Source organism: Desulfosporosinus sp. SYSU MS00001 (assembly GCF_049943955.1).
Lineage (GTDB): Bacteria > Bacillota > Desulfitobacteriia > Desulfitobacteriales > Desulfitobacteriaceae > Desulfosporosinus.
Genome location: NZ_JBNFTW010000006.1, coordinates 1 through 12,761, shown reverse-complemented (window position 1 = coordinate 12,761; position 12,761 = coordinate 1). Strand labels below are relative to the sequence as shown.

7 protein-coding genes, 1 tRNA gene and 1 riboswitch are annotated in these 12,761 nt (G+C 36.1%); of the genes, 7 read left to right on the top strand and 1 reads right to left on the bottom strand.

What is annotated here, in order from left to right; all coding sequences use genetic code 11:
- Positions 1-57: 57 nt before the first annotated feature.
- The 7 genes from pepV (at position 58) to ACPUYX_RS11960 (ending at position 11,899) form a co-directional block, all read left to right on the top strand.
- Positions 58-1,461 (top strand): dipeptidase PepV, encoded by a 1,404-nt coding sequence (gene pepV / locus ACPUYX_RS11990; protein ID WP_426379900.1) that lies wholly within the window; start codon positions 58-60, stop codon positions 1,459-1,461.
- A gap of 110 nt (positions 1,462-1,571) precedes the next feature.
- Positions 1,572-1,647, top strand: a tRNA-Lys gene (locus tag ACPUYX_RS11985).
- A gap of 672 nt (positions 1,648-2,319) precedes the next feature.
- Positions 2,320-2,408, top strand: a riboswitch (cyclic di-GMP riboswitch).
- A gap of 81 nt (positions 2,409-2,489) precedes the next feature.
- A complete protein-coding gene (locus tag ACPUYX_RS11980) occupies positions 2,490-6,959 on the top strand; it encodes an alpha/beta fold hydrolase (protein WP_426379899.1) in 4,470 nt (1,489 codons plus the stop codon).
- A 70-nt stretch (positions 6,960-7,029) separates the two neighbouring features.
- Positions 7,030-7,764, top strand: a complete 735-nt coding sequence (locus ACPUYX_RS11975; protein WP_426379898.1) for a hypothetical protein — start codon at positions 7,030-7,032, stop codon at positions 7,762-7,764.
- A 140-nt stretch (positions 7,765-7,904) separates the two neighbouring features.
- Positions 7,905-9,695, top strand: a complete 1,791-nt coding sequence (locus tag ACPUYX_RS11970; RefSeq protein ID WP_426379897.1) for an Ig-like domain-containing protein — start codon at positions 7,905-7,907, stop codon at positions 9,693-9,695.
- Positions 9,696-10,724: 1,029 nt separating this feature from the next.
- Positions 10,725-11,090 carry a hypothetical protein gene (locus ACPUYX_RS11965; protein WP_426379896.1) on the top strand — a complete coding sequence of 122 codons (366 nt, stop codon included), beginning with the start codon at positions 10,725-10,727 and terminating at the stop codon, positions 11,088-11,090.
- Positions 11,091-11,317: 227 nt separating this feature from the next.
- On the top strand, positions 11,318-11,899 hold the full coding sequence (locus ACPUYX_RS11960; RefSeq protein WP_426379895.1) for an NADPH-dependent FMN reductase: 582 nt from the start codon (positions 11,318-11,320) through the stop codon (positions 11,897-11,899).
- A 119-nt stretch (positions 11,900-12,018) separates the two neighbouring features.
- Here the strand turns inward: ACPUYX_RS11960 and ACPUYX_RS11955 are convergent, their stop codons facing one another.
- The gene (locus tag ACPUYX_RS11955; protein ID WP_426379894.1) at positions 12,019-12,429 is read right to left on the bottom strand and encodes a hypothetical protein; all 411 of its coding nucleotides are present in this window, start codon (positions 12,427-12,429) and stop codon (positions 12,019-12,021) included.
- Positions 12,430-12,761 lie beyond the last annotated feature (332 nt).

Sequence of the window (12,761 nt, the reverse complement as noted above, 5' to 3'; positions counted from 1 at the left end):
TTAGGTATGATAGGATATGGTTGAGAAATAAGCAAAAACACGGAGGAATGGTAAATCATGCGTCTTGATCATCAAATTGAAACAATGAAAGAAGACATAATTTCAGCGATTCGGGATTGTATTCAAATTAAGAGCGTAAAGGATGCAGCTCATGCAGCCCCAGGATCTCCTTTTGGACCTGGAATTCAAGAAGCCTTGGATTGGACTTTGAAATTGGGAAAGGAACTTGGCTTTGAAGTTAAAAATGTTGATGGATATGCGGGTCATATTGAAATGGGTAGTGGAGATCTCTTAGGAATATTGGGACATTTAGACGTTGTACCGGAAGGGGATGGTTGGTCGGTTCCACCTTACAGTGCAGCCATCGTTGATGGAAAAATCTACGGGCGTGGCGCTCTGGATGATAAAGGGCCGACTTTAGCAGCTCTATTTGCTATGAAGGCTATTAAAGATGCTAATATCCCTTTGAATAAGCGAGTTCGTTTAATTTTAGGTACGGATGAGGAATCAGGTTGGGCAGATATGGATTACTATTTGAAAAAAGAAGAGGTTCCCTATATTGGTTTTGCACCGGACGCTGAATTTCCTCTGATTCACGCCGAAAAGGGAATTCTTCATCTGGAATTAAAAAAGGCCTTTGAGGCTTCTTTACCGCATCTTGTCAGTATTCGTGGGGGAGAACGAGCAAATATTGTTCCCGACCTTTGTGGAGTTATTTTGCGAGGGCTTGATCATGAGTTGATCGTTCAGTCCTTGAATTCCTTCGTTTTCCCTGAGGGAGTGGGGGCTGAAATCAAGAATCAAAAGGAAACTTCGGAGATCATAATTAGTTTTAAAGGGATAGGAGCTCATGGCAGTCTTCCGGAGAAAGGAAAGAATGCCGTTATCTTTGCCATGAAATATTTGCAGCAATTGCCTCTAACTTCTGCGGAGCAACAAATTCTTGAGTTCATGTTAATGTATCCGGGAAAAGGCTTCTTCGGAGAAGGATTTGGCATTGCTTTCAGAGACGAACCCTCTGGTCAATTATCTCTTAACCTGGGAATCTTTGAATTGGCTTCGGATCACCTGCGCTTTGTTCTTGATATTCGCTATCCTGTAACATACAAGCAAGAAGATGTTTTGCAGCCGATCGAAAAAATTATTCGGGGTGAGGGATTTACTTTAGAAATTCTTAGCCATCAAAAAGCTCATCATGTTCCCAAGGATAGTGAACTAGTGAAATCACTGTTGAAAGCCTATGCAGATGTAACTGGTCTCGAACCATACGCTTTTGCTATTGGCGGAGGAACGTATGCTAAAGCGCTCCCTCAGGGCGTGGCTTTTGGTCCTGTTTTCCCAGGTGAACCTGAAGTGATACATTGTGCTGATGAATATATTTCTATCAATAACGTGCTGTTAACGACCAAAGTTTATGCCCAGGCGATCTTAAATATCGCAAGTGACCCTGAGCATTGCTAAGATAAAGCGAAAGCGGATTGAAAAGGGTAGGTATGGGATAAACAAAACTAGTTTTAAAAAAAAGCTTGACTATCATTAGGAACATGAGTATACTAATTATTGTTGTTATTGCGCCACTAGCTCAGCTGGTAGAGCATCCGACTCTTAATCGGCAGGTCCGCGGTTCGATCCCGCGGTGGCGCACCAAATAGGCTTTACTCCCGCAAGCAATTGCGGGTTTTTGATTTATACAGTTAATGTATTAAACTGGCGTTTGGGGACATTTTGGGACGTATGACCAAAAGAATCCCCAATAAACTTAACAATACCTATGGAGGAAAGAAAAACAGGCATTCAAGCCTGTTCTTTTTATGCTCTTTTTGCGTTGAAATAAAGATTCAAGTTTTTGAGCGGCTTTTATGTCGGCACTCATGGAATTGAATGCGAGCAAGCACCGGAATATCAATATTGTGATTTAAGGGATCTACATTGACAGAATCATCTACGAATCGTTGTGAGGGGCTTTTTCGGTTTTTGGTGCCAACGCGACCTTTGCGGAGTGGTGTTAACCAATAACGTATCGCGTTATTTATCCTAAAATTAATTATTTTTTCAAATGCTTTAGGGACTGACCGCGGCTCTTTATGATCTGATTACATACAATGGATACCTTGAGGTTTAGTTATGACCTGTGGTTAATTTAATATAATTGAAAAATTTCGCAGTCGAAAGAAACAAAAAGTGTGCAGAAACATGCTCAAAATTCAATAAATTGGATTTATTCAGAAAAACATGTTGGATAAAAATGGTAGACAATGTTCGCTATTAAATATTATAGTTATACCTAGATTGTGAGTAAATTGTGAACATTTAAATAACTGTGAACCTGGGCAAACCAACTGAAAAGTTGGGACGCAAAGTTGGAAGTCTACGGTACTGTTGGGTGCTATGATAGTTCGACTGCTAAATTAGGCGGTCTTATTTTTTTGCGTTCAAATTAATTGGATAGTAGAAAACTCAAAACAATGAGATATTCAAGAGAAGAAAGGATGAGAGGAATGGTACTAAAAAAGAGTAAAACATTTAAAAAAAAGGGTGGGATTCATGGTTCTTTTCAACAAATTATCGCTGTTGTTTTGTGCATTTTGATGATTCCGTGGACAATTTCGCCTGCTTTTGCAGATCAAGTTCAAAATGATGGAAAGAATGTAGCGGTAACAAAAGAAACTAAAATTGAAAGGATAGCAGGCAATGATCGGTATCAAACAGCAATTGCAATATCAAAGCAAATGTATCCTCAAGGATCAGGAACAGTAATACTGGCAAGAGGAAATGATTTTCCAGATGCGTTAGCAGGGGTTCCTCTTGCGCATAAGCTCAACGCGCCGTTGTTGTTAACAGATGGAACTAGTTTAAATAAGGATACTGAGGCGGAAATTATCCGACTTAACCCTCAAAAGATTTACATTTTAGGGGGGCCAGTAGTAATACCCGAAACGGTAGAAAGTGAATTAAAGGATAAAGGTCGTGATGTGAAAAGACTAGGTGGAGTAGATCGGTACGACACCGCGTCATTAATAGCTCAGGAACTAGGCTTCAGCAATGGAAAAGCAGTATTAGCCTACGGAGAAAATTTCCCAGATGCTTTAGCTGTATCCAGTTGGGCGGCTTACAATGATGTGCCCATCCTTCTAACAGAAACAAATGAATTACCTACAGAGACTTTAAAAGCATTACAAGATTTGAATGTAACTTCTACTTATATAATTGGCGGAAAGGCGGTTATCTCTGAAAGGTTAGAAGAAAGTTTGAAAGAATACAATATGAATCCAACTCGTTATTGGGGTAATGATCGATACGAGACAGCAATAGCTGTAGCTCAAGGTTTAAAAACAGATAATAATCACTTATTCTTAGCCACAGGACTTAATTTTCCTGATGCTTTAGCAGGTGGTGTTATGGCAGCTCAGGCTAACAGTTCGTTACTTTTGGTTGATACAAATATACCTTCCAATGTATCAAACTATTTATGCACCATTAAAGATAATATTAGTACTGTTTATATTCTGGGAGGTAAAGCTGTAGTTTCGGATGATATAGTCAATTCGTTAAAAAATATTAATAGTAATTCATTAACTCTAAATTGGGTAAATAATTCACAATCCTCCCTATCAAATTTTAATCCGAGCACACAAGTATCGTTAGAAGTTAAATCGAACAAAAGTGATGTTACATTTGCCTGGTCTGCAACTGGAGGTACATTAGCTAATAAGAGTGGGGCAACAAATACTTGGACTTTACCAAATACAGCTGGAGACTATACTGTTACTGTTGAAGCCCAAATTGGTGATGTAACGAAGACAATTTCCAGAAAAATTACAGTATTAAGTGTTAGCAGTGGTGGTTATGGAGGCAGCACATCCCCAACTTCAAACAACCCATTTCTTTCAATAAGTGAATCAGGAGGATCCATTTTACTAAGCTGGGATAAGGTCGATTGTTATAAGGAATATACTGTTTTAAGAAAAATAAATAGCAGCACTTATTCAGCAATTGCCGGTAATATTGTTGAGAATTCTTACAAAGACATACAATTGAATGCTTCAGGGGTATATAAATATAAGTTACAGGCAATAAAAAATGACAATTCAATAGTAGAGTCCAATGAGGTTAGTAGTTTTGTTATAGATGGTATAGTATCAGCAGGCCAGACAGATAGCGATAATGATGGGTTGCCTGACGATTATGAGAAAAAAATCGCCTCTGATCCTAATAATCCGGATACTGACAATGATGGACTACCGGATGGCTATGAAGTGTCAGTTTTAGGTACGGATCCAACTAAAACTGACAGCAATGATAATGGAACTAGTGATGCATTAGAAGATTTTGATAGTGATGGATTAAATAATCTAAATGAGTATTTAAATAACACTAACCCATTTAAATCAGATACTGATGGTGATGGATTAAGTGATAATGATGAAATCAATGTGTATAAAACCAATCCGCTCATGACAGATACTGATGGTGACCAACTAAGTGACGGTAGCGAAATCAAACTAGGCTTTGATCCGCTAATGCAAGATACTGATGGTAATGGTACCATTGACTCTTTAGAAAAAACTACGCAAAAAGTAGATTTAAGTCGTTATTCTGTAGGCCTATTAACTGACGATAATCCTGTTAAACCGGATATTTCAATTACATCTGCAGGAGATATTAATAATGACATTATCGTAAATGATGATATTAACGATCCGTTGTTAGTTAATAATCGTGCAATCGTTGGACATCCAATTGACGTACATTTTGATAAGAAATTTGACCATGCTACTATTACATTTACTCTAGATAAAAATCAACTGTCAGATTCTTATATAAACAATTACAGTATATTCTGGCTTGATGATGAAGGGAAAATGAACCAAGTAAAAACGACAATTGATCCCATAAACAATTCACTTTCTGCAGAAGTAACCCATTTTAGCAGGTATATGGTTATAAACGTAAAAAAGATATTTGCTGACATGGGTAGTAATGATGGTACGGTCAACGGTCAGGCTGATATAGTATTTTGCGTAGATACAACAGGTTCTATGGGAGATAATATTGAAAATGTTAAAAATAATATAGCAAGTTTTGTTACGAACTTAAATAGCGCCAAAGTATCTCTACATTTAGGATTGGTGGATTATAAAGACATTACATGCGACGGTCTTGATTCTACTAAAGTTCACAAAGATGTTAAAGATGAGTGGTATACGGATGTTGATAAATTTAAAGATGAATTAAGTAAACTTGGAGCTTCCGGAGGCGGAGATACCCCTGAATGTGCAGTTGATGCATTGGAGACTACCAGACAAATGAGCTTTAGAACAAATGCCACAAAGTTTATTATTCTTGTAACAGATGCTAACTATAAAGTGAATAATAACTTTGGAATCCCATCAATGGATGAAGAAATTTCTAAGCTTAAGTCTGATAATATCATAGTATCGGTAATTGGTGATCCATATGATCAAGCAGATTATGAGAACTTATATATTGATACAAATGGTATTTTCGGAGATATTTATAGCGACTTTTCGGATTTGCTGGATACATTAAAAGATAAAATCGCTAGTACTGTAAATGATGGATACTGGATCTGCTTAGCAAACTTGGAAAACGTCAAATTGCTCAAAGCTCCGGAAGCGACAGATTTATCAACTGATTCGGATAGTGATGGGATACCAGATTCTCAAGAACTTTTAACATGTGAACCGACAGATCTAGTAATAGACATGCCTTTCTTACCAGACCCAACCACTATTAAGGTTTATTCATTTAAATCCAACCCAGCCAATGCTGATACAGATGGAGACGGATATAATGATAGTAAAGATCTAAATCCATTAATACCATTCAAAACACCGGTTATGCTATTGCACGGAAGAACTGATAACACTTACGCATGTTTCGGAGTACAAACCAATCTGTACGCATATGGACATAATTTAAATAACGAATATGGAAGTGATTTAGACTCTTCGGGAACTTGGTCATTTACAGATTATAAGGCACAAGAAATAACCAATATAGTTAATAGTGATGGGAGCAAAACGTTACAAGAGAATATTGGCTATGAATTAGAATGGAAAGGTTATAAACCTAATAAGAATTTATTTGCATTCAATTACCCCAATCAGGATATGGTATATTTAAATGCAGAAAAATTCAAAGGTTATATTGAAAGTTTATTAAACCATATGTCTGATGACGATCTTGCTGGCTACATTTATCCCACAATTAATGATCAGCTTACTCATAATGCAAAATTTAATATAATTGCACACAGTATGGGAGGATTAGTATCTCGTTACTATATTGAAAATCTAGGTGGTTCAGACAATGTCAATAAACTAATTACTATAGACACACCTCATTGGGGAAGTGGAGAAGCTGATCTTTCAGAATGGACCCCTCTATTTATTCCGTGTGATGTTGATCTTGATCCTTCAGCTAAAATTTATGGCGGCACGGGTTTTGAAAGCTCTGAGAAGTGGTATTACAACGCAAAAGGAAATTATGCGGTTACACATCAAACAGATCAGACGAAAATTGAAAATTCACCTGGCGATAAATATTATTTTATTGCCGGCTATGATGATGTTGGTCCCGAATTTTTACCAGATGATCTAAAAGATAAAACATTGTCGTTTGATGTGAATTTGGATTCGAGTAATTTCACAAACTTTAGAAATAGTATTGCGGAGGGATTCTATGCAAAATATGGTCATCGTGATGATATAGTTTTTGACTTTACGATGATTGGTGGCGATAATGTCGTGAACAATCAGAGTCAATTTGGCATACGATTTCCATCTGATGAAGAAAGAACCGGGCTTGTTCCAGTAAATAAAACATCTATGACAATTGACACTATATTTGGCCATTGGGTTCAAAATAATTTTCATTCACAAAATCAACATCGTATTGAAACAATTAATAAAGTTATTGATTATATTAATAATTGATAAAGGACGTAATGATAAGTCTATCAGAATAGGTAGACTTATCATTACAGGTTATCTAAGGGGGCCTAATATGAGGCTTAAAATATTGCTAAATGTATTAATAATACTATTTTTCACTTTTGTTTATTTTACATTAATGTCATTTGATCTTTTTCCAACTGTAGCTCAATTTTTTCCTTCGATCTATTATCCTTTAGGAATAGTTCTTTCTACGGTAATAATTTCTCTGTTCAATAAAGCAATCTTAAAAAGTGGGAACTTTTTCACCACATCGAGTTCATTTATTGGTATAGCATTCTTAATTTTATTTAGTTGGACAATTAATTCGTTATTTGGCAGTATATTATTTGACTATTACAGGCATTCACCAGTTCATAATTTATTGAAAATAAATCAATATATCAAACAAAAGGGAAACTATGGCACAATTTATAAGAGCCTTCTAAAAAACGGGGTATTTGCCTATAGTATCGATAGTGGATATCCTACCAGCTTTAAAAAAAATAAAATTATTGCGGAAAATAGGAATAATTATACAGAAGTCATATACCAGATAAATTACGATAGCTATATTATATATGACTGGACAAATAATTCTGTTGTTTGCACAAAATCAAGAAATGATGTTATTAACGATAGTATAGAGTATTTAAATACTAATTATAATGCCGAAATCAAAAAAGACGCTAGTTTAAAAACTAAGGCAACAGCACTAAATGTAATTATCAAATATTATGCTAAAACATATCTGCTAAATATTTTTCCTAGTAATAACAGAATTAGTTTTTCCTTAGATGACTTTTAATAATGTTTCGAATAAGTAAACTTACAATTTATTATTAGACATCAAGCAGACGTTTTTTATTCTTTTGCTAATTTCGGGAATCTTAGGGGGTGCGAACAAATAGATTTAATTTGAATTAAAATCATGAAAGGGTGAATTATATGAATAAAAGTATTTTTAATAATCTAAGCAAAAAGTTATTAGGGATAATTATAAGTTCACTTGTAATTTCGGGTTCTTATTATGTAAATTCTTCCTATGCTCTAGATAATGGTTCAATCGAGTCTGTGTCGGCAAGACCTATTGCGTTAGCCAATAGTATTAAGGACACGCCAAGTATAGCATGCAATAGAATAGTATGGACAGATTATAGAAGCGGAAATGCTGATATTTATTTGTATGACTTGGGGACAAAAGAAGAAAAACAAATCACATCGGATAAAGAAAACCAAAAAAATCCTATGATTAATAAAGATAAGATAGTTTGGGAGGACTATAGAAATGGGTTGTCTGCAGATATTTATTATTATGATATAACTACAGGAATTGAAACCCCAATTACTTCACTAAAACAAGGCGCTTCCATACTCCAATCGAATCCGGTAATTTCGGGTGATAAAATAGCCTGGGAGTATACTTATAAAGATAATCATTATGTACGCGTATATGACCTGCAAACCAAAAAGATAAGAACAGTATCCCGAAGTAACTCACCTAATCAGATAAATCCAAGAATAGGTGGGAATAAAGTAGTATGGCAGGATAAGGAAAGTGCTGAAGATAGCAATTGGAATATTTCTATGAATGAAATTTCTTCAGCTAAATCAAGTAAAGAAGTACAACTGACAACTGATAATTCTGATCATACATCACCGGTTATCAGCGATAATTTTATTGTATGGCTTAAGGGAAATAAAGTTGGAAAAGAAATATACTTATATAATCTGTTAGATGGATCTACGAAAAAAATTGCAGATGTAAGTGCAAATGTAGAAAAAATTTCGCTCGATGGCGATAAAGTAACTTGGTTAGATATTAAATTTGATGGAACTAACGATATTTGTATGTACGATATTTCAACTTCAAAATTAGATATACTTTATTCAACTATTAGGGAATGTCAAAATCCCAGTATTTCAGGAAATAAGATTGTATGGTTAGAAAGAAGTAAAGATAATTACGAAAATTCATACATATTTATGATTGATTTAAGTATTCCAAATACTTTGAAGGAAAATGCAGTACAGAGTATTGCCTTGGATAGTACCTCATATAATCTTAATATAGGAGAAACTCATAATACTTTAGTAAATCTTCAAGATTCGGATGCTACAAGCACAATAATTGCAGAAGATAATATCACATTCCAATCTTCGGATAGTTCCGTAGCAACTGTTGATGAAGAAGGTGTTGTTAAGGGGATTTCTGCGGGTAAGGCAACTATTACTGCAAGAACAAAAGATGGCAAGACAGCAACATGTACTGTAACAGTAAATGAGGCAGTACCATCAAATGGAGCAGTACCATCAAATGGAGCAGTACCATCAAATGGAGCAGTACCATCAAATGGGGCAGTACCATCAAATGAGGCAGTACCATCAAATGAATTAGTGCCATCAAATGAAGTAGTGCCAACAAATGAAGCAGCACCATCAAAGGAAGTATCGGCGACCATAGAAGAAACTGGTGTATTGCTCGATCAGTCTGTAATGACATTAGAAGCGGGCGGACCAACGGGAACACTGAAGGCAACTATTGAACCGACAAATGCAACGAACCAGGATCCTATATGGACAAGTAGTGATGATAAGATTGCAACAGTTAACAATGGAGTTGTTACCCCGATTGCTTCAGGTGAAGTGGTAATTACTGTAACAACCAAAAACGGAAAGACAGCAATATGTAAAGTGGTAGTGAATGAACCAGTACCATCAAATGAAGTAGCACCATAAAATATAGAAGAAACAGGTGTATCCCTCGATCAGTCTCCAATGACATTAGAAGCGGGCAGATCAACAGGAACACTGAAGGCAACTATTGAACCGACAAATGTAACGAACCAGGACCTTATCTGGATGAATGGTGATAATAATATAGCAACAGTGGATAATGGAGTAGTTACCCCGATTGCTGCAAGAGAAGTAGTTATCCCGCAACCAAAACGCCCCCCTTTCTTAAGGGGGTCTAACCTTTGCGTAAAATAACATTTTCGAGTATAATTATCACCTTTACGGCGAAACACACATTGAGTGTGTAACGTTGATAGAGCGGCCTAAGATTTTTTTATTCCCTCTGACGGAAGGTTTGATGGGTTTTTTGATAGGGGGGGCGCACCTTTAAGAGTAAATAAATAAATACACAAATAAATACACAAAAGGGAAGAGGATTTTGTGTGAATTTTAGAGGGGAGAAAATATATCATATACTCTCTGGATTTCTCCCCAAAATATAGACTTTTTCCTTTGCTGAGGATTTATTGTTTCATCGTGGGCATCTTTTATAAGTTTATTCGATCAGTCCTACTCCATGCTGATTGCACATTTGAATTTCAATAGGTTTAAAAAAGCGTTTGGTTTTTCGGACGTTTGTTTTTTATTTGCAGCAAGCAAGGTTCAACACTGAATAATTATGCCGTTAAATCATTTTGTTTCAAGAAAAGGACAGGAGGATAGGAGGATATCTATATCAATAGTATAGTTTTGTGGGGATTACGTGGATAGAAATTGTTGCTATTCATTTAAGATAGAGGTATAATAAGAACATAGGTTCGAACAAAAGCCAAATAAATGTACTAGTATATTGTGCTAAAGTGTAATGTATTATAGGTCTCTTTATTTTCTTAATATATTATCTAATACATAGACACATCCCTGAATAAAAGGAATCTGCTATCTTGAAAAATGACTAGGTTCTTAATAGTGTAGTCGCTGTATTTCCTTCCTTGATCGGCGAAGACCAGTTATTGAGGCGGAGGTGTAATAATGCCCAAAGTTACAGTCGTTTGTTATATTGCTTCTTTAATGTTCTACGGATTTGCCTATTCCAGAAACTTGATGTTTAATCCAGGACAAATTTATACCTTTGACGATAGTTTCAATTTATATCTTGCGACGATTTATTATGTTTTAGCGATCGTCTCAGCCGTTATAGGATCTCTCGTCTTTTATCTCAGTACTTTAAGAGTCGAATCCCCATTCGAAGCCCAGGAGGCAATGGATCTGGGACACAGCTATAAATATAAACGAGCTAGAGAGAGGGTGAGTGGAGAGCGAGCGAGATCCAAGATAAAAGCTCAATCCGTACAATATAACCATGGTATGGATTGGGAAAGAAGGATATCTTCATAATTCGGCGGAGAACAATTTAATTCTTATGTTAAACATAGGCGATGTTTCGTATAAGTTAAGCCAGACAAGTTAAGTTCGGCTTAACTTTTTAATTTTAAAGATTTATAATTGTCAAAATTATTTTTTTAAGGAGAAGGAAATATACCAAAAATGTTGAATGTTTAAAGTATACTGACTTTTGCAACAATGCCTACATATTATGTAATACTAAAAGGGGAGGGCTTTTAATGACTAAAATGATAAAGATTATTGGGTTAACTGGAAGCCTGCGAGAAAAGTCCTATAATTTGGCAGCCTTACATGCAGCAGCTGAGCTGCTTCCCGAATGGGCCACTTTGGAAATAGTGGATTTATCTCCAATCCCGTTTTTTAATGAAGATGTTGAGGCGGAAGGTGTACCTCAAACAGTATTGGATTTTAAAAGAAAAGTTGCTGAGGCAGATGCTATTCTAATATCAACTCCCGAGTACAATTATTCCATTCCCCCGGTTTTGAAAAATGCTTTGGATTGGGCTTCCAGGGGAAATGATTTGCCATTAAGCGGTAAACCATTGGCAATTATGAGTGCTTCACCAGATATGTTAGGGGGAGCTCGTGTCCAGTATCATCTTCGACAAGTTTGTTTTAAGCTTCACTCGCAAACAGTTAGAACTCCGAAGGTCTTAATAACAAATGCAGCCAAAAAATTTGATCAGGATGGTAAGCTGGCTGATAATCTAACGAAAAGATCAATCTTGAAACTTCTGCAAGTACTGCTTGAAAAAGCACAAGCAAATACTCAATTGAGTCAATCAGCAACTTTTTGCTGATGAGATAATTATGAATCGATCATAGACCTATTTGTGGCGCATAACTAAAGGCGTCCCAAATGGGACGCCTTTAGTCATAAGCAGAATTTGAGGGGGATCACACTAACTCAGGTTATCATCTAATACCTGTATCCACAGCCTTTGGCCATTGTCATAAAATCATCTCGAGGACAATCGACCTTGACCGTGAAGTGAGACAGTTTCTTAAAATTAGTATCAGTGTGTTCTCGGCTATCAATCTGCCATTGAATCCCTTGCCTTTTTGCGAAGGTCAGGATTCTTGCTAAATATTCTAGACTTACATTAACAAGACCGAGTGGAGTTATATTCTCGCCATTAAGGGTAAGGATCTTGTTAATGACTTGAATGTCCATTGCTTCCGGAATTTCTCCACAAGCTTGAATATGCTTAGCAATTAGATTATTGTAGATTAATTGATAATCTGCGTTCTCATGATTTTGAAGTTCTTTTATACCACTATCTTGGCCTGTTGAGGTAAATCTTTGAATTGTCCCTTCACACGCTTTCATGGGCAGCCTCCTTGAAATTAGATCTACTCAAGTGCTTAAAAATAGTGCATAAGTTGCTTTATCTAAAGATACATATTTGCTTGTACTAATTCTGCTACTGTTCATGGATATCCAATATAAATTTAATTAATTTTAAACTGAATTGATTCGAATTGGTCTCGAGATATTAACTGATCATCTTAGCGATAAGCTCTGCCGGATCAACAACTCGTACGGTTTGCTTATCGGTATCAACTTTATCCTTGATGCCGTCTTCCAACATCGTAATGCAGAAGGGGCAATTGGCACCAATGACTTCCGCGTTCTTTTCAAGGGCTTGTTCGACCCTTAAG

Excerpts from the sequence above, each read along its gene's own strand:
- ACPUYX_RS11970 (WP_426379897.1), top strand. The coding sequence starts at position 7,905 with ATGAATAAAAGTATTTTTAATAATCTAAGCAAAAAGTTATTAGGGATA.
- ACPUYX_RS11960 (WP_426379895.1), top strand. The coding sequence starts at position 11,318 with ATGACTAAAATGATAAAGATTATTGGGTTAACTGGAAGCCTGCGAGAA.
- ACPUYX_RS11980 (WP_426379899.1), top strand. The coding sequence starts at position 2,490 with ATGAGAGGAATGGTACTAAAAAAGAGTAAAACATTTAAAAAAAAGGGT.
- ACPUYX_RS11955 (WP_426379894.1), bottom strand. The coding sequence starts at position 12,429 with ATGAAAGCGTGTGAAGGGACAATTCAAAGATTTACCTCAACAGGCCAA.
- pepV (WP_426379900.1), top strand. The coding sequence starts at position 58 with ATGCGTCTTGATCATCAAATTGAAACAATGAAAGAAGACATAATTTCA.
- ACPUYX_RS11965 (WP_426379896.1), top strand. The coding sequence starts at position 10,725 with ATGCCCAAAGTTACAGTCGTTTGTTATATTGCTTCTTTAATGTTCTAC.
- ACPUYX_RS11975 (WP_426379898.1), top strand. The coding sequence starts at position 7,030 with ATGAGGCTTAAAATATTGCTAAATGTATTAATAATACTATTTTTCACT.